Below are 20,063 nucleotides of genomic sequence, written 5' to 3'. Positions count from 1 at the left end.
TCGAACTCGGTGTCGACAAGAACAGCACCGTCGTGTTCCCCGCGCCGCTGATGAGCACCATCGGCGAACTCGGCACGTTCCTGGCCCGCGAGAACGCCGCGGCGACCGCCGTGCCTCCGCCGCCTGCCACGGTGCCGATCAACGGCCAGCCCCTGCCGACGAAGGCCTCCTGATGATCGCGACCCGCACCGCCTTCCCGCACAACATCCCCACCCTGCGTGTGGCGGCGGATGCGCCGTTCGGTCCCGAGAAGCTCTGCATCTGGGACGGGCGAGCAACGGAGGCGGTGACCGCGTACGTCGTCCTCGCCGCCGGCGACGTGCTCACCTGGAAATCCTGGCCGCCACCGACCTGCTGCGGCGCCACCTGCCCGACCTCAAGGTGCGGATGGTCCACGTCGTCGACCTGATGACCCGAACCCAAGCGCCCGCACGGCCTACCGGACCCCGAGTTCGAACCCATCTTCACCGCCCGGGTCGACAAACGCACCGAACGCCACGCCTACGTCTGGCGCACCGGTGAGGACCTGCCCGAGATCCGCGACTGGGCTCGGCCGACAGCGAGACTGACCCACCGAGGAGGCCCCACATGGACAGCGACGCCCTGACCCACCCCACCGACCCTCAACTCGCGACCCACGCCCTGGCCGATGCGGCGTCCGCCGCCGGGTACGCCCCGTCGATCCACAACACCCAACCGTGGCGCTGGCGCCTCATCGGAGACACACTGGATCTCCACCTCGTTCGTAGCCGAATCCTGCAGGTCAGCGACCCTGACGGGCGGCTGGCGACGTTGAGCTGCGGCGTGGCGCTGCACCACGCCCGCGTCGCCGCGGCCGCGCAGGGCTGGCGCGTCGCGGTGACCCGGATGCCCCGTGACGCCGGGCCGGACCTGCTCGCCCGACTTCATGTCGGGGGCCGGGCGCCGGTCGATCCGCCGTCGGTGCTGCACCTGCGAACCATTCCGTTGCGGCGCACCGACCGCCGCCCGGTTACCGACACGCCGGTCGATCCGGCCGGCCTAGCGGCCATCACCACGGCCGTCGAGGAGCAGAACACCGGGCTATACACGCTGCGACCCGACGACGTCCTCGAACTGGCCGCCGCCGCTGATCACGCCCAGCGCAGCGAAGCCGCAGACCCCGCCTGGCAGTCCGAACTCGCCTACTGGACCGGTGCCGCCCGGCCCGCCGGGACCGGGATCTCCGACGCCGCCATCCCGGACCGGGCCACGCAGACCACGGTGCCGGGACGCGACTTCGGCCACCACGGTGCGTTGCCCGTCAGCGCCGAACACGACAAGGCGGCCGTGTTCGTCATGCTCTACGGCAACGCCGACGAGCCGCTCGACTGGTTGCGCTGCGGTGAAGCGCTGTCCGCCGGATGGCTCACCGCCACCGAACACCGCATCTCCGTGGTACCGCACAGCGCTCCGATCGAAGTGATCGCCACCCGCCAGGCGATGCGTGCGATGATCGCGAGCATCGGCTACCCCTGCCTGGTACTGCGCCTTGGCACGATCGGCCCGGCCGACACCGGCGCGCCGCGCACCTCCCGCCTGCCCGCGGATCAGATCATCGACCGCGCCTGAACCGGCGCGGCCGTGCTGGAACCCCTTCGCTCCCCACAAGGCGATGACCGCGATGACCGCATCGCCCACCCGACCCGGCCCGAACGAGCCGGCCACCGATGTCCCCGCCGGCTGCAGGCCGTTTGGCCGGCGAGCGAACTCCTCGCTTGCAAGATCACCGACGTCGCCCGGAGCCTGGTCAGGGCCCCTGGTGAGTGAGCCGGCCGCGCCCGCAGGTGTGGTGGCGCGCCTTCCGGTCGGGTGGTTCGTCTTGGTCGCCTACGGGTGGGCGTGGGCGTGCTGGCTTCCGCTGCTGGCTGACGCGCGGGACTGGGTGAGCTGGTCGGCGTGGCCGTACCTGCACCTGCTCGGGCGAATCGGGCCCGCCGTGGGCGCGCTGCTGGTGACCGCCGTGGTGCATGGACGTGCCGGGGTCGGGCTGCTGCTGCGCCGGTGCGTCGCGTGGCGCGGACGCCTCGGCTGGCTCGTGGTCGCGGCACTGGGACCGCTGGCCTTGTTCGGGATCGCCGTCGGCGCCGCCAGGGTCATCGACGGTGTCTGGCCGTCGCTGGGCCGCTTCGGTGCCAGCGTCGAGTATCCGGCCCTGCCGATCTCCGTGTACTGGGCGGCGAACCTGCTGTTCTACGGTTACGGCGAGGAGATCGGCTGGCGCGGCTTCCTGCAGCCCGCATTGCAGCGCCGACGCAGCGCCCTGACCGCCGCGGCGGCCGTTTCAGTGGTGTGGGCGCCGTGGCATCTGCCGCTGCTCGCGATCACACCCACCTATCGGGCGATGCCGGCCGCCGGATTCATCGGTTTCTACTTCAGCCTGCTCGTCGCGGCGCTCGTGCTCGCCTGGCTCTACCGGGCCGGCCGTGCCAGCATCCTGGTCGTCGCGGTGTTTCACGCCATGTTCGACATCGCTACCACCACACCGACCACCAGTTCGCGGCTCCCGATGCTGATGGGCGCCGCAGTCACCATCGCCGGGCTGGCCACGATCCCGTCCCTTTTCCGTGCCCGGCCGCCCGCGCCGTCAACGGATTCGGCTTGACCCACAGGCTGCCGGCACGAACGGGCTGTCCGCGGCCGCGAAGGTCGTGCTTGATATCCGCATCGGTGCCCGTGAACTTCACTTCACGGTGCAGTGCCATGGCGACGTGGACCACGGCCGGTAATCCCCGACACGGTCGCCGCCGTGGCACGCGGCGGGGGACCGGCGATATCTACTCCGGCGACGACGCGACAGGATGCGTGCCGCACGCACCGGTGGCTGACCGATCGGAGCGGCATTCCGGCGAAGGGCCTGTGCCCCTCGGCCGCTCACGACGGGAGTCGTTGTGCCTGCGCGCTCGCCCCTCAGTTCAGGTGGACCTCTCGACCGCGGTCGGTGTATGTCGATGGCACAGTCACCCGCAAAATGGTGGTACGCGCACGGATACAGCGAGCTCCACGGCCGACGCGTACCGGCAGCCGGACACGACGATCCGCCGCCTGGAACAGCGCCGGGAGGAGACCGAGAATCAGCGCAGCGGCGGCCGCGGCGCCGAGTAGGTCGCGTGGGAGACCGATCGAGGACCTGTCCGGCCGCCGTCACCCGCTCTTTGTCGGCGATGGGACCGCCTCGCCCTGCTTGACGCCGACGAGCGTGCCGCGTTCGCCGCGTTCGCCGCCCAGCTCCCCGAGGCGCGACCGCGAGGTGATCCGCGCGCCTAGAGACGGATCATCTACGGCTGCCTGACGGCGGGAGGAGTCGTATCGGCCCGCTACGGTCGCGCGGCGCTCGGTATAGGACAGGGTCGTGAGGTCGGTGCCGTCGAGGTGCAGCGGGTCGAAGGGGTAGAACGTCCCCGGTACCTCGTCGCGTAGCTTCGTTGCGGCCAGGGATGAGGCCTTGGCCCTGTCCTCAAAGGCTCAGTAGCTGCTCGGCGGTCAGGTCGTCGAGTCCCAAAGAACTCATCGTGCGGGCTCCTTCCGCACGGAGGTCGCGCGCGAGGACGACAGAGGTGATCTCGATGATCGCGTCCATCGTCGGGGTGGGCACTGCGAGTCGGCGTGCCAGGTCGGTGAAGAAGACCAGGCTGTAGCCGACGTCTTCGGTGAGATACCGCGAGTCGATGGCAGTCGGTGCCTTGATGCCGCGGAAACCGGGCGCGCGGGAGTACCCGGTCGTGTAGTTACTCTCGGTCATGTAGCCCTGCTCCACACCGATATCCGGTTCGGACAGGATCGTCACGCCGAGCGCCGCCGCGATGGCGAGACGCTCGGTGTCGACAGCCTCCATGAGACGGCCCGCAGCTGGGGTGACACCCTCCTCGTAGAACAGGAAGTCGCCACCGGTCCGCTCCAGCAGGGCGGCGTTCATGAGCGTCACTGCGGGGTGGATGACAGGGTTGCCGTTCTGCAGAGACGTCTGGAAGACCGTGGCCGCCTCGATGGTCGAGGGATAGACCTGCCTGAGGATCTCCAGCAGCTTGCCGTTGCCGGACCGAGGAACGGCCGAGGCGAACAGGCCCGTGTCGAACTTGTGGAATACGTGGACGTTGCCCTGGCCGTCGGCCCGGCATGCGTACGGCAGGGTGCTGGTTTCCCCGACGAGGATGCTGTCGTCGTGCACCGCCAAACCTGCGGCTCGCTTGAAGGCGAGGGCGCCGCCGCAGGAGCCGGGACAGATCACCACGGTCATCCCGGTACGCAGGTGAGGTGCGAGGTCACGACCGAAGGGCTCGGTGGCGAACGCGGGCCCGACCACGAAGACGACCTCGGCGCCCTCCATGGCGGCTGCGATGTCCGTACCGGCGTACGCCACCGGGGCGAAGCCCTCCAGCCGTCCCTGACTCGTGATGCCGCCCTTTGCCCGAACTGCCTCGAGGTTTTGGTGAGCGTGTGCGGCTCGGGAGTACAGCGACACCCGGTGGCCTTGCTGAGCAAAGTCGAAGGCGACAGCCATGCCTCCGTTGCCAGAACCAACAACGGTGACGTTCATAGCCGCTCCCCCATCCTCAGGCGCCATCGCAGACGCCGGCCACGATGTCGGCTCTGGCGAGGACTGTTGATCGTTGTCGTCACCACCGTAGGCGCCGCCGCCCGCGGAATCCACGAGTCGGCGACGATCTGCTGCGGAGAGACGGGATCGGCGGCGTCGGCGATGTGGTCGGGGTCAGGGATCTTGTCGGCCGGTGGGCCCGCTTCGTTGTCCTCACGCTCCATACCGTTTGCGATTACCCCGTTATGACGCGGTGATGCCCACGCAATCGAAACCCAGCCGTGTCTCAGGCGTGCGGAATATGGAAACCCCGCGCGTCGCAATGGCCGGTATGTCACACCGGCTGGACACGGCATGCCGATGACCACCCTGCGAGAGTCGATCCTGACATCGCAGACGCCGACCCCACCGAGCAACTAGCGTGAGGATCTGGCGCAGGGTTTGCGGGCCGACGTTCGCAGAGTGTGGATCAGAGGGTTTGAGCACGTCGCAGAACTGAGCACCGGCCGTACGTGGATCGCCGGGTGCAGCCCGTCAGTTTCTCAAGCCATGTCGTGGGTGGGCCGGGCGAAGAGCCCTCCCACGATGGCGTTCGAGGAAGATCGAGCGCGACCAGGCAGCACTCGGCCAGCATCACCTCCACGGGCGACCACGTCGTCCGCGTGGTTGAGATCAGCGCACCGTAGTACGACGACGGTCCTTCTCATGGTGGAGAAGGACCGTGAGTGGCGGGGCTCAGGCAGCGTCGGCTTGCTGGTGGTTCTGGCGGTTCTGGTGGTGCCGAAGGGCTTCTTCGAGTTGGTCTTCGAGAATGATGATCCGACAGGCGGCTTCCAGAGCGGTGCCGTGGTCGACCATCTCCCGGGCTCGTGCGGCGAGGCGCAGCTGATAGCGGGAGTAGCGGCGGTGCCCGCCGGCCGAGCGGAACGGGGTGAACAGTTTTGCCTCGTCTAGGCGGCGTAGGAAGTCCTGCGAGGCGCCGACGATCTCCGCGGCGCGGCCCATCGTGTAGGCGGGGTAGTCGTCGTCGTCGAGCATGTCGTCGGGTTGGGCCATGTACACCTCCATGACGAGGGCCCCGGCGCAGGAAGCGCCGGGGCCCAGGGTTACGGGTTGAATACACCATCTACCGACGGGTTCGTCGGGTTGTCGTATCCGCACCGGCCGCCGTCGGCGGGTCGGGGTGCGAGGATCGCATAAGCGTGACCGGAGACCACCTCACGTTCGATGGCTCTACGGTGTCCACCTCAGAACTTGAACCACGTCCTGACGGTGGGCGATCCAACGGTGTTCTGCCCTCCCTTTCCTCTGCTTCCATTACCTGTGGTGCTGTCGTGCCGTCCGCCGGTGTCGGAGCCCCACGCAAACCTCATGGCCCCGCACACGTACAGCGGACCTTTGCTGCATCAGACAGAGCCCCGAACCTGCATCGGCCCTGCCTGCGGTTGCCCTGACCTGGAGTTACGTCAAGGTCTTGACTTCCACTTACCTTGCCTTGCCTTGCTGCGTGCGGTGATGCGTTCCACCGCTTGCCGAGCGAGCCACGAAAGTTCCGGGCCCTGCTTAACGCTCGGTCCGGTTCGTCTACGTTTCAACCGGTCTCTGCTGTCAACGGAGGAAACATTAGCTGATCGTGGCGAGGATGTCTAGTCGACACGACCTAGATTTCTTGACGGCTGCCCGGGGCTTTCAGCACGGTGGCGGTGACGGCGACTGAAAGGCGTCCACGAGCAGGCGTAGCCGCCCGCTGCCACACCCTGAACCGGGCCGGGCCGCCGGCGGCTCAGGTCCCAGCTGGTGCAGGTCGGTCGTCGAGCGCGCGTGAATGTGATGTCGGGGTGTATCCCGGAGTACGTGCCCGGCGTTGAGGCGACCGGCATCACTACGGCCAGGTGGGCACGCTATTCCGGTACCTTCCGGAGGGCGTTCGCGCAGTCTGTACAGACCGCTCGCCACTGGTGTCTTTAGGCGGTGGCGGTGCGTAAGGCGATGCAGATGCCGATGCAGTGGGCGGTGAAGGCGGCGATGGTCAGGGCGTGGAAGACCTCGTGGAAGCCGAACCATCGCGGGTTCGGGTCAGGCCGTTGCAAGCCGTACACGACAGCACCGAGGGTGTAGAGCATGCCGCCGAGAAACAGGAACGTGACGACCGGGGCGCCACCGGAACGCCAGAATCCGGGTAGGTAGATCACGGCGACCCATCCCAGGGCGATGTACACCGGTACGTACAGCCAGCGTGGGGCGCCGACCCACAGGACCCGGAAGGCGACGCCGGCCAGCGCGCCGCACCACACGATCCACAGCAGGGCTCGGGCCTGCCCGCTCGGCAGGAGGAGCACGCAGAACGGCGTGTAGGTGCCGGCGATGATCAGGAAGATGTTGGCGTGGTCGAAGCGCTGCAGCGCCTTGTGGGCGCGCTCGTTCCAGTGGCCCCGGTGATACAGCCCGCTGATGCCGAACAGCAGCGCCGCCGACAACGTGAACAGCGCCAAGGCCACGCGGGATCTGACGTCCGGCGACAGCGCGATCAGGAGCGCGCCGACAGCTACGGCGAGAGGAAAAGCGCCGGCGTGCAGCCATCCCCGAAGCCGGGGCTTGATCATGGCGTTGAAGTGGTCCAGGCCTTGCTCGACCCGATCCTCAAGCCCGTTTAGAGCGGCATCCAGGTCGGCATCCGGGCGGTCGCCGGCTTTCGCCCGCCGGGCACGGTCCGTACTCACCTCACCGAGATTAAACAACGTAGAGCACGTCGTGCACTGGGTAGCCGTTCACGGTGTACCGCTCTTTGCCGCCCCGGAGAGGGCGGTGAACCGGGCCAGCGGCGAGGAGATCGTCGCGCTGCTGGCTGCGGCCCGGTCGGCGCGTGGTGCCCGCTGCCATCTCAGCATCGTGCTGTCCGGTCCGGAGCTCGACGGTGCGATGCTGCGCCGGCTCGCGTGGGAACGGCGTGACGGCTGAGGTCCATCTGCACCGTTTTGCCGTACTGTGCGCAAGCCGCACCCAGCTCAAACTTGGTATAGATTCGCGTCAGTCAATCCCTTGCTCGGTCGAGGAGACCACGATGACGCGACGCCTGATCGCCATCCTCACTGCGGCCCTGTTGTCGGCGGGATCGTCCGCCGTCGCGGCGACGCCGGCGGCGGCACACCCGCCAGCCGGCACAGCGGCACCGGTAGCGGACACTCACCCGAGGGTCGGCGCCTTCGCCGAGCGGTATCACGGCCGCTACATTCACGGCTGGGGCGGCGCCCGGCCGTGCGCGTTCATCGACGGCATGCCGCTCGAACTCATCGACCACGGCGGAAACTGGTACAGCAGCGTGGTTAACGCCTACGAGAAGACCTTCGGCGTCCACGCCACCGCCCGGGCTGCGGTGCGCAGCTTGGCCGGCGCCGACCTGCAGCCGGCCGAGCTACCGGCGTACTGCCGGCCGTGATCCGGCCGGCGCGAGCCGGGCACCACTTCGACAGCGCGACGCGGGTGCCGCCGTCGCGGCACCCGAGTGGTGTACGCCTGTCGGGTCAGGCGTACGTGTAAACGCTGCCGTGTTCAAGGACCGACGCCGGGGTCACGCCAGGCCACGGCTGCAGGGTCTCGTTGAGGTCCACGACATTCGTGGTACCCGCGGCGGGGAGGTAGTGCCCCGTGTCGAAGCCCCACCGGGTCTGCCACTGCGACCAGAGACGGTCGATGTTGCAGTGGTGCAGCCAGAAAACCGGGTCGTTCGGGGAGTCCTGCTGACCCATGTGGCCGCCGACCCAGACGTGCACCGCGTTGTGCAGGTTAGGAGTCGTCCAGCCCTCCATCCGGTTGCGCATGCCGCTGGTGGCCGAGCTGTTCCACGGCGAGGCGTCGTATGTCGAGACGCCCAGCACCGAGCTGACCTGCGTGGCGCTCGGCAGGGTGTTGCTGCCCATGGCACGGCGCAGCGAGGTCGAGGTGGTGCTGCCCACATTGATGCGCCAGTTCGTCGCGCCAGCGAACGGGCCGGTGATGATGGGGCCGTTGCCACCGGATCCGTTGCCGCCCATCAGGTCGGCTGTGAAGGGAGCGCCGGTCGTCGAGCGGTCCACCGTCCAGTCCCAGTAAGGAACGGTCACTGCGGGGTCGTAGACCTGAAGTGCCCGCTCGAACTCGATGAGATACCGCCGGTGCCACGGCAGGAAGGACGGGGACTGGTGGGCGTAACGGATGCCGTTGACGCCGGCGAAATAGTTCATGTGTGTGGTGACGAACCAGTCGTAGTTACGGCCGGTGGTCTGCGCCTTCAGACGCTTCACGGCGGAGACGAACGCCGCCTTCTCGGTGCTGGTGAGGTTGCGCGCGTTCTTGCGTACGCCCATGATGGGTCGCCCTTCGAAGTGGATCAATGCGGAGGGGTGGCCGCGGATCAGTGCCCGTGGTCGTGCTCCGAGCCCGCCGAGGCGGTCAGCTCGCTGTCGCCGAGCACGTCGACCGCTCGCTCGGCGAGCTTGCGCAGCCCGTCCTTGTTCTTGTCCTCGTCGAGCAGGACCGGCTCGTAGTGGTTGAGAGCACTGATGAAGCCAACCGCAACACCGGACGCGCCCGCAGCGGCCGGTAGCTCGATCCGCATGACGGCCAGCTTCCGGCCATTAATGGACACCTGATGCGGCTGCCGGCTGCGCTCCTTGCCGCCGACATGCATTCCCTTGATCTTCTTGCCGCGGTAGTCGATCTCGAAGTCGCGCGGATCCGTGCGCAGCGGCGCAGCGGTCGGCGCCTCGGCAGCGGAACTCGACCTGGACAAAGCCTGCGCACCGACCACGCCGCTGACGACAGCGGTAGCGGCGGCGGCGTAACGGAGAACGTCGCGACGACCCAAATTGGACATTTAAGTTTCTTCTTCCGGTGGGGTGGCCGCCGTTGCGTCAGCGCGCGACGGCGGGTCAGACCGGTGCCCCGCTCAATGACGTTGCGGGGCACCGGACGGGCCGGCAGCCAGGGCTCTCGGCTCGGCTCACGGGTGACCTGAGTGGTTGCGCCGACCGATGATCGTGTGCGTGCCGCCGCTTCTCAGCACTCGGACGGCACGATCAGCTGCTGGACGCGGAGGTGCGGACGTCGCAGTTGCGGCCTTCCTCGGCACGCTTCAAGGTGGTGCCGACACACAGCCGCAGCTCGGGCTCGAAGCCGCCCCGGAGGAGATCGGAGGTGGCCGCGAAGTTCGTCTTGCCGGGACGGCACAGGCCGTTCAGGGTGCGCCACTCAATGCCGTCCGCCGGACCGCTATCAGCGATCTGGACGACGGCGCACCGGCTCCGGCCGTTCAGCGCCAGGGTGCCTTTGACCTTGACCGGCGCAACAGGCTGCTCCGGGATGCTCATCATCCGGTCGTACGTGCCGTACGCGGTGGCGCTACCGGCGGCCAGCTCGAAGGTGTTGCCCGCGGCCGCGGCCGGCGAGACCATCGCGAGGGCAACGCCCACACCGGCCAGAACGCCCAGACCGCTGACGGTGAGCTTCTTCATCGGAACTCCAAAATTGTTCATCTGTTAGCGAAAAGGGCAGGCGGGAGCCAGCGATCGGGAACAGTCGCGAAAAGAGGCGATCGGGAACAGTCCCGAAAAGAAGCGGAACATCTGCCGAGTGGCGTGTTCGCTGCTCGAGCGCGGCGGGGACGCCGACCCAATGACTCATTGCTCGGGATTTGGCAATCCGCGCGCCGCCAGGACCGGCGCGCGATCATTGTTCGGACCGTTGAAAGTACGATTCTTGGCAGCGTTGCCGGCGCGTCAGCGCACGTAGAGCGTGTAGCTGGGCACGAAACCGGTCTGGCATCGGAACGACACCCACACTCGGTGTGCCACACCAGCCGCGCCGACCTTGCGGCACTCGGCCTGCGGGTCCGCGACGGCATCGAATGCAGCGGTGTACGCCAGCTTCTCCGTGGCGAACGGCTTGGTCCGAGGCGTGTGCGTGACGGTCAGGTCATCGCCGGCGATCCCGGAGCGCACCGCGAAGGAACGCCAGACACCGGCAGTCATCCCGGCGTCGCCGATGATCCCGGCTCGGCCGAACCCGTACGTGCCTAGCGGGTCGGCGGCGGCGGCGGGCGCGGCATGGGCGGCCGAAGGGGCGAGCACGGTGGCCGCGGTCATCGCGAGGGCAGCCTGATAAGTCTTGCGCATTTTAAGCTTCCTTTACAAATGGTCTCGGGGGTCTGCCCGTGACCTCAAAGTCGATCAGGGAAAGGTTCACTCTCCCCCGACCTGGTGGAACCATAGCACCATTCCAAACTGGAGGACGCGAATGTGGTACCAATTCCCGCACAACTATTTTGTACGCAATTACCGATTGTTAAGTCAAATGCCATCCCATCCAATTAACAGACCTGAACATCGGACTCCATTTAGTACGAAATTGTCACCAGGCCCGGTCTCGCGGGTCGGCGCAAGTGTGAGCAGCGAGGATGGCGCTGTCGCGATCGGCGTGTGGCAAGCAGCTGGGACCGGAGTGGTTCCGGGAGGGTGGCGGTATGCCGTTGTTCCTGATTGGTCTGCTTACGCGCCGGTATCTGTCGCATGCGGAAACGTGAAGAGATGGCGATGGCGAATGTAGATGGCGATGGCGAATGTTCAGGGCCCCAGCTGCGAGAAATCGCCAGCCGGCTGGCCCGTGACCGGCGGACGCGACCCGACCCCTCGACCACCTCGCGGGAGCCGACCCGCCAGCACTCCGGCACCGCGGGCCGGATCGAGAACTGCCAGGTCGGGGCGTTCCTGGCCTACCGCTCGGCCAAGGGCCACGCGTTGATCGACCGGCAGCTGGTTGTTCCCCAGGTTTGGACCGACGACCGCGGCCGGTGGCAGGCGGCGGGCATCCCGGACGAGGTCGGCGTCGCCACCAAGGTCGAGATGGCCAGGACCACGCTCGCTCGCGCGTTCGCCGCCGGGGTCCCGGCCGGCTGGGTGACGACGGACGAGGGCTACGGGCAGTCGACGTCGACGAGGACCAGACAAACGGCGTCGACTGCCTGTTCTGCGGTGCGCCGGGCGGCTAACCGTACTGCCAGGGCTCGTACGGCTTTCCCCGACGGGTCGTAGGCGTATTGCAGGGCGGTGCCACCGCTGGCGGTGACGGAGGTGACGGCATGGGGTTCGAGGTTGTACGGGCCGCGGACAGGACGCACGAGGGCGTCCCCGCGGCCGAACTGCTCGGGCCGGGCGCAGCGGCCTCCTCGCCTGCGGGCTCGTCAGAGGCGCAGCCCGCAGCTGCCATGATCAGTCCGCCTAGCCCTATCCCACCGAGAGTGGCGAGAACGGTACGGCGACTGGGGTTTCCAGCGCTCCTGTCGATCGGATACTCATCCACTTGTGCCCCTCCAGCCGTTGTCGTGCCTGCGGTGCCGCAACGGTAGGTGGGTTGGCCGGGTGTCCCGTCAGAGCGGCCTCAATGTCATCTAGCAACTCCGACACAGTGGGCATGGCGCGAAACGCGGATCGTGGAGCGGCGCCGTCCCGGATCACCCGATACCGTCGCGAGCGCGTCAGCGCTGTCGGCCTGCCGGCTCAGGCGGCGACAGCCACCTGATCGAGCATGGGCGGGATCTCGCTGGGCCAGACCGGCTTGGAGAACAGGTAACCCTGCCCATAAGGGCCGCCCATCGCGGCCAGCATCCTGCGCTGCTCCGCGTCCTCGACACCCTCGGCGACGACGGTCAGGTCCAGGTCACCGGCGAGCGTAACGATCGCGCTGACCAGGGCTCGCTGCTGCTTGCTCGCGAGGATGTCATCGATGAAGGACTTGTCTATCTTCAGCACGTCGACGGGCATCCGCCGCAGGTAGCTCAATGACGAGTACCCAGTGCCGAAGTCATCGATGGCGATGCGCACCCCCAGGGCGCGCAGGGTCCGCAGGTCCTCGCACACCTGCTCGGCGTCGCGCAGCACCAGACTCTCGGTGATCTCCAGCAGCAGCCACTCGGGCCGCGCACCCGCATCGGCCAGACCCGCGCGGACCTGGTCAACGAAGCCGGGCATCCGGAACTGGCGGGCGGACACATTGACGCTGACGTAGTGCATCGAGGTGCCCGGGGCCGCGGCGCGCCACAGCGCAAACTGCCGAAGCGCCTCGCGCAGCACCCAGCCACCGATGCCGACGATCACGCCGGACTCCTCGGCCATCTCGATGAAGTGGCAGGGGCCCAGCAGTCCGCGCTGGGGGTGCTGCCAGCGCACCAGCGCCTCCACGCCGACGATGGTCGCGGTGCCGATGTCCACGATGGGCTGGTACTGCAGCACGAACTGCTGTGCCCGGACGGCCTCATGGAGCGCGGTGCGCAGCGCGAGCCGCTCGACCATCGCGTGGTCCAGGTCGCTCTGGTAGCGCTGCCAGGAGCCCTTGCCGGCGCCCTTGGCCAGGTAAAGAGCGAGGTCGGCGTGGCGTAGCAGTTCGCTGGGGCTGGCGGCGTCTCCGCTGGTGGCCAGGCCGATGCTGGCGGCGCCGCTGACGGTATGTGTGCCGCCGAGGCTGTCCAGCACCTGAACCGGCGCGGCAAGCGCGGCGATGATGCCGGCCGCGACGGCCTCAGCGGCGTCGGCGTCGGGCGCCTGCTCGATGAGGATCGCGAACTCGTCCCCGCCCATCCGGGCGGCCGTGTTGTGCGCGCCGATGGTCTGGGCGATGCGCTGCCCGACCGCGACCAGCAGCTGGTCCCCGACGGCGTGCCCGAGGGCGTCGTTGACCTCCTTGAAGTCGTCGATGTCGACGAAGAGCACGCCGACCTCCGAGCCGTCGCGCCCGGCCATGGCGAACGCGTGATCGAGGCGGTTGCGGAAGAGCACCCGGTTGGCGAGTCCGGTCAGCTCATCGTGGAACGCCTGGTGGACGAGGTCGTTCTCCAGGCGGCGACGCTCGGTCACGTCCTGGACGGTCAGCACGAGGCCACGGACCGTCGGGTCGTCGCGCAGGTCACGGATGGCACATTCGACTTGCAGCGGGCGGCCGTTCGCGCAGACGGCACTGAGGTATACGCCGTCGACGTTGCCGTGCCCGGCCCGGGCGCGGGCCAGCACGTCGGCGAGCGCGTCGTGGTGGGTGTCGGCGATCAGCGCACTGAGGCGGTTGCCGGCCGGGTCCGTTCCGCCGAAGACAGTCGTGGCCGACGGGCTCGCGTACCGGATGCGGTCGTCATTGTCGATGATCATGATTACGTCCGACGCGTTGCGGACCAGAGTCCGGAAGTAGGCCTCGCCGTCGCGCCGGCTGATCTCGCCGGCCAGGTTGATCCGCTCGACGACGATGGCGATCTGCGCGAACAGCGCCTGGAAGGCGGGTCGCTGGGCCCGCAGCGTGGCCGCGGCCGCGGCTAGATAAACCGCAGCCCGCCGCGGCGGGCTGCCGGGCAGGACCATCTGCGCGTGCAGGGCAAATTCGAAGTCCGGATCGGGTACGGCGCAGAGCTGAGTCGTTGCCACCATGGTGACGCCGTCCTCGACATCGCAGATGCCGTCGCACGGAACCGGGTCGGTGACGACCAGCTGGTACGAACGCCCCGGGGGCATCAACGTGGCGACGGCCGTGCGCATGGCCGCGATGACATCAGCCTCGGTGGTCGCGGCCGCGAGGCTCGCGCCGGCTCGGCGCAGTGCTCGCTCCCGCTGGTTGGTGCGGCGCTGGTCGGTGAGCAGGTCATCGACGCGGGCCATGACGAGCAGGAACATCAGCGCGGACCCCGCCGCGATGACGGGCGCGTCGACGATGCCCCCGCTCAGGTGCTCGGCCAGCAGGACACCAGGCGCGATCAGCGTGGCCGCAGTCATGAACAGCAGCCGTCGACGGCGGGCGCCGACCGCGCAGTCCGCGGACGGCAGATCATTGGTCATCCGCGTCATGGACGGGTGCAGCGCGGCGTAGCCGGCCGCGAAGTAGAAGGCGATCCAGCCCAGGTCTACGGTGCCGCCGGGCGCCCAGTTGTTGCCCAGGCGCAGGAGGCCGTAGAAGATGTCGGCGACGAGCATGCCGCAGACGCTGAGGGCCAGAATGCCGGCCGACAGCGGCTTGCGCCCCGGGACGGCGAGCAGCCGCAGCATCATGGCCAAAGCCAGCACGTCGCCCAGCGGGTAGGCCATCGAAAATGCCTTGTCCGGCCCCGACAGATCGGCAGCGCGGGAGTAGGGCGCAACCAAGAGTACCCAGGCGAGCAATCCCAGGCTGGCCGTCGGCACCAGCGCATCGAGCAGCGCCGCCCGGTTGCCGTCTCCCGCTCGGGCCCGGATGAAAAGCGCCAATGCGACCGCGAGCAGCGGATAGACCAGGACATAGAACACGTCGCCGGCGCGGGCGTACGTGATCGATAGACCATGCCCTCGCTGCAGGTTGTACAGGGTGTCGCCAGTGCTGAACAGCAGCAGCGCGCCGGCCATCAGATACCACGGCAACCGCTGCGCGGGCCGGTTGGTCCTCACCCCGGCCAGAACCGCCGCGACGCCGGACAGGCCGATCACCGTACGAGTGATCCACCGTTCATCCGGCCATGCGTAGTAGACGCCGGTCAAAGATGCCAGCCAGGCGGCATAGCACGCACGAGCGATCCGCGTGGTCATGCCGGCTCCGATCGGGCGACGATCAATCCGCCATCTCTATCGGCGCACGCCGCCGCGGCTGAAGTGACCCCGACCACCCAATTTCCGCCGGCGGACACACCCGCGTCCCAGGGTTCGCCCCCACTTACGGGTGAACTGCGGGCCGCCATGCCTACACCCTCGGTGCACCCAGGACGTGTTCGCCGGGACGAGAGCGGGAGGGCGTCGGGCGCGCTCCCGCTCTGCCCCGGTCCGGGGCCGGGGCTCAGCGGCCACCGGCGATCTCGATCACCTGCCCGGTCCCGTTCGGGTAGAGGACCCGGGCGCCGGGCCCGTGTCCGGCCAGGTCGGTGACGAAGGCAGTCGGGGCGGCGCTGCCGCCCGGTGCGCCCGTCGCCCCGGAGAGGCTGGTGCTGGTCCAGCCGCTCGGGCGGACGGCCAGCTCGTGGATGGATCCGGACGTGGTCCGGTAGACCACGCGGCCGACGCTGCCCTGGCCGGGGAAGGCGGTGGCGTAGCCGTGGACGGGTGCGCCCGGCGCCGCGGCCGGCGCACCGATCAGCGTGGTCAGGTTCGCGGTGCTCCAGTAGCCGGTCCTTCCGACGACCAGTTCCTGCAGGTGCCCGTTTCCGGTGCGGTAGACGATGCGGGCGGCCTGTCCCTCTCCGGCGAAGTCGGTGACGTAGCCGAACGGCGCCCCCACCGCGGCCGGGGCGGCGCTCGCACCCACGTGACACCCACCGTCCACACAGGCCAGACAGCACAAAAGGCGGGGCCACGAACAGCACATTGCCGATGCCTGGCAAACCTCGCCAAGGCCGTCGGTGGGCGCAGGGCGCCGGTGTAGGAATCGACATGCGGCCGTTCGGCGACGGAGTCCGCACGTCTGGGAGCGAGGCCGGGCGCAACTCCGGCCGGAGACCTTGCGCCGGCGCGGTTCTCGACCGCGGCATCCGTCTACGTCACACGGTCTTGCGGTGCTTGGCGCTGTCGGCATCGGGCGGTGATGGGCGGTGTCTCAGGTGTGCGTCGCGAGGACCTCTGTTGGCGGCAGGAGTTGCAGGAGCTCTGGGCTTTGGGGGCGGCCGCCGAACGGACTAGCGACATAGACGAACAGCTCGAGACTGTCGCCGCGTCCTGAAAGTCATCCCCTCGCGATCCGACGTAGCGTCTGACCCGAGCATTTGTTGTGGATTGTGTGATGCAGGCCGACCTGCCCGGGATGAACCCCTTCGTCAACGGCGTGACTGCCGACCTCGATGCCGTGACCGCCGGACTGAGCCTGCCCTCCAGCTCCGGACCGGTCGAGGGAAACGCCAACCGGATCAAGATGCTCAAACGGCAGATGTACGGCCGCGCCGGCTTCGACCTGCTCCGCAAACGAGTCCTTATGAGCAGCTGAGAACCAGACCACCCGATCCGGGAAGCCGCGTTTTCGCGAACGACGAGCTCATCGGCCATAACCTCAAGGCCGGTGGAGGGCAACGTCAACAGAATCAAGATGCTCAAACGACAGATGTATGGTCGAGCCGGCTTCGATCTGCTCCGCAAGCGCGTGCTCCTGACCAGATGAGCCCGATCAGGCGCGAAGGGCGCGCATCGCCGTGGAGGACACCGTCGCCAACGGCCGCAACCAGATCGTCGCCGCCGACCCTCAACCAACCGCGCGGCGAGTACACCGACGCGACCCGCATCACCCCGAAGCAGCGCAGGGGTGATCACGTCGGGCAGTCTCGACCGGCAGGTGAGGCAGCCAGCCACGTCACCGTGCGCGCGTCAGCCTTCATGCAACACCGGCAAGGCCACCACGCGTCGTATCCCCCACCTGAGAGGGGTCAGCCGGTGGGGCGCAGCCGGGTGTCCAGGCCGACGATGCCCAGGATGCGCCGCACCGGCGAGGCCGGGGTGACGATCGTCAGCGGCGCCGGGCAGCGGGCGTGCAGCAGCAGCAGTTCGCTGAGCGCCGCGCAGCAGAAGACCGTGACACCGCTGAGGTCGACCGAGATCGCGGTAGGACCGTGCGCACGCAGCCGTAGCAGTGCCTCGCGCCACACGGCGACGCCGTGATGGTCCAGATCGCCGGTCACCGCGAGGACCGCGGCGCGTCCCGGCTCCCAGCGCAGCGTCGTGCGCAAGCCAACAGGCTCGGAAATGTGACGCATGATGTGGTCACGATAAACTGCAGATGTTGACCGGTACATGCTCTTAGCGGCCGAAACCGCCCACGTCGATCGGGCGGTGGCCGGGTCCTCCGAACGGCGGAGCACGCCCGCGCGCAGTCCGCGCGGTGTGTCGGACCTTCGGGCCTGGCACTGGCCGGTGAGGCAGGGTGTCAGGAGGGTCCGGGGCGCGCCTCGGTGAGGGTGTCGAGGATGCCGGTGATCTGCAGGACCCGACGCACCTGGGCATCGGGGTTGATCAGGGTGAACCGGCGGCCGGTGCTATGCGCGGTGTTGCGGGCGGCGACCAGGGCGCTGATGACGGTGGAGTCGATGAACCCGGCGTCGGCGACATCGACGGTGACCGCCTCGGCGCCGTGCACCGCCTGCTGCAGCAGATCCTGCAGTTGCCCGGCGCCGCTCATGTCGATCTCACCGGACAGCGTGACGGTAGTGTGCCGGTCGCCGGCGCGGGTCCCGTGATGCCAGCCGGGCTGCGGGTTCACCTGTCCTCGCTCGCACTCAGGGACGCCGGGGCGTCGGCGTCGCTGAGTGTCAGGGGCCACGATACGGACTGCTGCGCGGTCACGCAGGCGCTGACCGAGGCGGTGACCCCGCCGGGCCGCCGGGTCAGCATCAGCGTGCCGGTGAGCTGATGCGCCAGCCACAGACCCCGACCGCCGGCGCGGTCGATCGGCGACAACCGCACCGGCAAACCACCGCAAGGCCCGCCATCATCGGCGATCTCGCAGGTCAGCACGTCGGCCAGCAGCCGCAACTCGAGGCTGCCGCCCCCGCCGCCGTGGCGGACCGCGTTGGTGACCAGCTCGTGGACCGCCAGCACGAAGTCCTCGGCTGCCTCGCCGCGGAGCCCGGCGGTGGCCACCGCTGTGGTCACCGCGTGGCGCAGCGCGCTCACCTCGGCCTCGGTGAACTGCTGGTGCAGCAGCACACCCGGCACGGCGCCCGCCGGCCCGGATCCCGCCGGGCCCACTTCACCAGGCCGGGCGCTGTCACTCATGGCGTTGCACCGTACTGGCGTGTCGCCCGCGCCGCGACCTTTGCACCACGGCAACCAGCTGGCGAGCCGGCGGCGCGAAGGTCCAGGCCACGACGAGCCCCCAGCGCCGCAGCGGTAGGTGCCCCGGAATCGTTTGTCGCCCAGACGGCGACCGGGATCAACCGCGGGACCGCCGCGAGCCACGAGATCAAGAAGAGTCAGGCCGCCGCCGGGTCTATCAGATGACCATGACAGCCGAGCCGATCCAGGTCTGGCCTTCTGGGCCAGTTCAGCGGCGTCTGGCCGGTCAAGGCATCAGCGCCGGCGATCAGCCGGGCCCGCGCCTGCTGCATCTGCCCGAGCGCACGGTGCAGGTCCATGGCCGTCGGATTACGGGCGGTCACCGCGACGGGTGTGCTGGCTATTCTCGGCGGCTGAGCTCCGGGGGCCGGCGGGCGGGCGCTGATGGCGTTTCTGACCGTGCTTCGTGCTTTCGTCCTAGGCTGAGATGAAATGCTCCTTTGGCCGTTCACCTGGCGGGGGGACCGAGGGCACCATGGCCGTCCTGGCTGTCACCGCGCTCTACATGATGGTCTTCCTGTGGGTGTCGTGGTGCTATCTGCGCCGACGTGATCCGCTGCTGCGCGACGTGATGTTGATTTTCGCGGCGGTGGCGTTGCTGTTCGTTCTCGGCGTCGTCTATGTGCTGATCGGCCAGCCGCCGCAGGTGGTGGCGGCGGCATCGTCGGCGTTGCTGTTGGCGCAGCCGGCGCTGACTTTGCGGCTGGTCGGGCGGCTGCGCCGCGTGCCAGGGTGGTTGCAGGTGGCGGCGTTGGCCGGCTGGGTGCTGAGCGCGCTGCCGGTGGTGGCGTTGCCGGCGCCGGTGCCGCCGCAGGTGGTGTGGTTCGTGGTGGGCGTGTTCTTCACCGTGGAGGCGGTCGCCGCGTGGCTGTTGAGCGTCGAGGCGCGCCGCCGCGCGGGCGCCGCCCGGGCGCGGCTGGGGTGTGCCGCGGCAGGTACCGCTCTGTTCGGCGTGACGTTGTTGATCGCCGGCGGCGGTCCGGGGGTGGCCGTGTGGTCACGCTCGATGGCGGTGATCTCCGGACTGCTGTATGTCCTGGCGTTCGTGCCGCCGCGCCGGCTGCGCCGGAACTGGTCGCGGGAGGCCGCGAACACGGTGCTGCGTCAACTGCTCGCCATACCGGCCGACGAGCCGGCAGCACGGACCTGGCAGGCTTACTGCCAAGGCGCCCGGGAGATGTTCGGCGCCGACGCGGCCGTGGTGTTACTGCCCGCCGCAGCCGACACCGTACAGGTGGTGACCCGGTGCGGACTGCCGCTGCCCGAGCATGAGCATGAGCATGACCAGCGAGACGTCGACGAGGTATTGGCTGCCACGGCCACGATCGACGCCCTAGCTGCCGGCACCGGAGCGCCGCGGATAGCGGTCACGCTCGCCCAGGCCGGTAAGGCCCGTTTCGTGACTGCAGCGCCGGTGCCGACGGCGGACGGTCGTGGCGCGGTGGTGCTGCTCAGCCGGTACCGTCGCTTGTTCGCCGATGACGACGTCGCCCTGCTGACCGAGCTCGGTGAACAGGCCGCCGCCCTCGCGCAGCGCGCTACCGTCCTGGCGCAGCGGGCCACCGCGCTGGCCGAGCAGCAGCGCCTGGCAGCGATCGTGGAGTCATCGCACGACGCGATCATCTCCGAAACCCTCGACGGGGTGATCACCAGTTGGAACTCAGGCGCCGAACGGCTCTACGGCTACCGCCGCGAGGAAGTCCTCGGCTGGCCCGCGACCATGC

The 20,063-nt window shown here is 68.7% G+C and carries 21 protein-coding genes and 1 pseudogene; 9 read left to right on the top strand and 13 right to left on the bottom strand.

Going from position 1 to position 20,063, the window contains the following annotated elements; all coding sequences use genetic code 11:
* Nucleotides 1–172: 172 nt before the first annotated feature.
* The 4 genes from AB0368_RS38140 (at nt 173) to AB0368_RS38125 (ending at nt 2,623) form a co-directional block, all read left to right on the top strand.
* Nucleotides 173–409, top strand: a complete 237-nt coding sequence (locus tag AB0368_RS38140) for a hypothetical protein (RefSeq protein WP_366158928.1) — start codon at nt 173–175, stop codon at nt 407–409.
* Nucleotides 382–522 carry a hypothetical protein gene (locus tag AB0368_RS38135; RefSeq protein ID WP_366158927.1) on the top strand — a complete coding sequence of 47 codons (141 nt, stop codon included), beginning with the start codon at nt 382–384 and terminating at the stop codon, nt 520–522. Before AB0368_RS38140 ends, AB0368_RS38135 begins: the two co-directional genes overlap by 28 nt.
* A 66-nt stretch (nt 523–588) precedes the next feature.
* Nucleotides 589–1,590, top strand: a complete 1,002-nt coding sequence (locus AB0368_RS38130) for a nitroreductase (RefSeq protein ID WP_366158926.1) — start codon at nt 589–591, stop codon at nt 1,588–1,590.
* 190 nt (nt 1,591–1,780) lie between these two features.
* Complete coding sequence (locus AB0368_RS38125) at nt 1,781–2,623, top strand: CPBP family intramembrane glutamic endopeptidase (RefSeq protein WP_366158925.1); 843 nt, start codon at nt 1,781–1,783, stop codon at nt 2,621–2,623.
* A gap of 852 nt (nt 2,624–3,475) precedes the next feature.
* On the opposite strand, the gene AB0368_RS38120 is transcribed toward AB0368_RS38125, so the two are convergent.
* The 3 genes from AB0368_RS38120 to AB0368_RS38110 form a co-directional block, all read right to left on the bottom strand.
* Nucleotides 3,476–4,669, bottom strand: a complete 1,194-nt coding sequence (locus tag AB0368_RS38120; protein WP_366158924.1) for an NAD/NADP octopine/nopaline dehydrogenase family protein — start codon at nt 4,667–4,669, stop codon at nt 3,476–3,478.
* Nucleotides 4,670–5,290: 621 nt separating this feature from the next.
* Nucleotides 5,291–5,611 carry a MerR family transcriptional regulator gene (locus tag AB0368_RS38115; RefSeq protein WP_366158923.1) on the bottom strand — a complete coding sequence of 107 codons (321 nt, stop codon included), beginning with the start codon at nt 5,609–5,611 and terminating at the stop codon, nt 5,291–5,293.
* 908 nt (nt 5,612–6,519) lie between these two features.
* Nucleotides 6,520–7,275: a hemolysin III family protein gene (locus tag AB0368_RS38110; protein ID WP_366158922.1), complete on the bottom strand. Its 756-nt coding sequence runs from the start codon at nt 7,273–7,275 to the stop codon at nt 6,520–6,522.
* An 85-nt stretch (nt 7,276–7,360) separates the two neighbouring features.
* Between AB0368_RS38110 and AB0368_RS38105 the strand changes: the two genes are divergently transcribed.
* Together AB0368_RS38105 and AB0368_RS38100 are read left to right on the top strand one after the other, a co-directional pair.
* Entirely contained in the window at nt 7,361–7,513 is a 153-nt protein-coding gene (locus AB0368_RS38105) for a hypothetical protein (RefSeq protein ID WP_366158921.1), read from the top strand.
* Nucleotides 7,514–7,616: 103 nt separating this feature from the next.
* The gene (locus AB0368_RS38100) at nt 7,617–7,991 is read left to right on the top strand and encodes a tyrosinase family oxidase copper chaperone (RefSeq protein WP_366158920.1); all 375 of its coding nucleotides are present in this window, start codon (nt 7,617–7,619) and stop codon (nt 7,989–7,991) included.
* Between the two features lie 85 nt (nt 7,992–8,076).
* Here AB0368_RS38100 and AB0368_RS38095 read toward each other — a convergent pair whose 3' ends face one another.
* The 4 genes from AB0368_RS38095 to AB0368_RS38080 form a co-directional block, all read right to left on the bottom strand.
* Nucleotides 8,077–8,898, bottom strand: coding sequence for a tyrosinase family protein (locus AB0368_RS38095; RefSeq protein ID WP_366158919.1), 822 nt, complete (start codon nt 8,896–8,898; stop codon nt 8,077–8,079).
* Between the two features lie 47 nt (nt 8,899–8,945).
* Complete coding sequence (locus AB0368_RS38090) at nt 8,946–9,407, bottom strand: tyrosinase family oxidase copper chaperone (protein ID WP_366158918.1); 462 nt, start codon at nt 9,405–9,407, stop codon at nt 8,946–8,948.
* A 202-nt stretch (nt 9,408–9,609) separates the two neighbouring features.
* Nucleotides 9,610–10,044 (bottom strand): hypothetical protein, encoded by a 435-nt coding sequence (locus AB0368_RS38085; RefSeq protein WP_366158917.1) that lies wholly within the window; start codon nt 10,042–10,044, stop codon nt 9,610–9,612.
* 264 nt (nt 10,045–10,308) lie between these two features.
* On the bottom strand, nt 10,309–10,704 hold the full coding sequence (locus AB0368_RS38080) for a hypothetical protein (protein WP_366158916.1): 396 nt from the start codon (nt 10,702–10,704) through the stop codon (nt 10,309–10,311).
* A gap of 537 nt (nt 10,705–11,241) precedes the next feature.
* Between AB0368_RS38080 and AB0368_RS38075 the strand changes: the two are divergent.
* A pseudogene (locus AB0368_RS38075) lies at nt 11,242–11,619 on the top strand (transposase); the annotation flags it as partial.
* Nucleotides 11,620–12,084: 465 nt separating this feature from the next.
* Here the strand turns inward: AB0368_RS38075 and AB0368_RS38070 are convergent.
* Together AB0368_RS38070 and AB0368_RS38065 are read right to left on the bottom strand one after the other, a co-directional pair.
* Nucleotides 12,085–15,120 carry an EAL domain-containing protein gene (locus AB0368_RS38070; protein ID WP_366158915.1) on the bottom strand — a complete coding sequence of 1,012 codons (3,036 nt, stop codon included), beginning with the start codon at nt 15,118–15,120 and terminating at the stop codon, nt 12,085–12,087.
* Between the two features lie 244 nt (nt 15,121–15,364).
* Nucleotides 15,365–15,829 (bottom strand): hypothetical protein, encoded by a 465-nt coding sequence (locus AB0368_RS38065; RefSeq protein ID WP_366158914.1) that lies wholly within the window; start codon nt 15,827–15,829, stop codon nt 15,365–15,367.
* 459 nt (nt 15,830–16,288) lie between these two features.
* Between AB0368_RS38065 and AB0368_RS38060 the strand changes: the two genes are divergently transcribed.
* Nucleotides 16,289–16,501 carry a transposase gene (locus AB0368_RS38060; RefSeq protein ID WP_366158913.1) on the top strand — a complete coding sequence of 71 codons (213 nt, stop codon included), beginning with the start codon at nt 16,289–16,291 and terminating at the stop codon, nt 16,499–16,501.
* Between the two features lie 433 nt (nt 16,502–16,934).
* On the opposite strand, the gene AB0368_RS38055 is transcribed toward AB0368_RS38060, so the two are convergent.
* The 4 genes from AB0368_RS38055 to AB0368_RS38040 form a co-directional block, all read right to left on the bottom strand.
* Nucleotides 16,935–17,234 carry an STAS domain-containing protein gene (locus AB0368_RS38055; RefSeq protein WP_366158912.1) on the bottom strand — a complete coding sequence of 100 codons (300 nt, stop codon included), beginning with the start codon at nt 17,232–17,234 and terminating at the stop codon, nt 16,935–16,937.
* Nucleotides 17,235–17,431: 197 nt separating this feature from the next.
* Nucleotides 17,432–17,764: an STAS domain-containing protein gene (locus tag AB0368_RS38050; RefSeq protein WP_366158911.1), complete on the bottom strand. Its 333-nt coding sequence runs from the start codon at nt 17,762–17,764 to the stop codon at nt 17,432–17,434.
* Nucleotides 17,761–18,279, bottom strand: coding sequence for an ATP-binding protein (locus AB0368_RS38045; protein WP_366158910.1), 519 nt, complete (start codon nt 18,277–18,279; stop codon nt 17,761–17,763). The genes AB0368_RS38050 and AB0368_RS38045 overlap by 4 nt, the downstream gene beginning before the upstream one ends.
* Nucleotides 18,280–18,476: 197 nt before the next feature.
* On the bottom strand, nt 18,477–18,638 hold the full coding sequence (locus tag AB0368_RS38040; RefSeq protein WP_366158909.1) for a hypothetical protein: 162 nt from the start codon (nt 18,636–18,638) through the stop codon (nt 18,477–18,479).
* 206 nt (nt 18,639–18,844) lie between these two features.
* On the opposite strand from AB0368_RS38040, the gene AB0368_RS38035 reads away from it, so the two are divergent.
* Nucleotides 18,845–20,063: PAS domain S-box protein (locus AB0368_RS38035; RefSeq protein WP_366158908.1), on the top strand; the 1,219-nt coding region annotated here is incomplete at its 3' end.

Origin of the sequence: Actinoplanes sp. NPDC051475, assembly GCF_040689425.1 — a bacterium.
GTDB lineage: Bacteria > Actinomycetota > Actinomycetes > Mycobacteriales > Micromonosporaceae > Actinoplanes.
The sequence above is the reverse complement of the archived record's forward strand: the minus strand, read 5'-3'. Positions and strand labels throughout refer to the sequence as shown.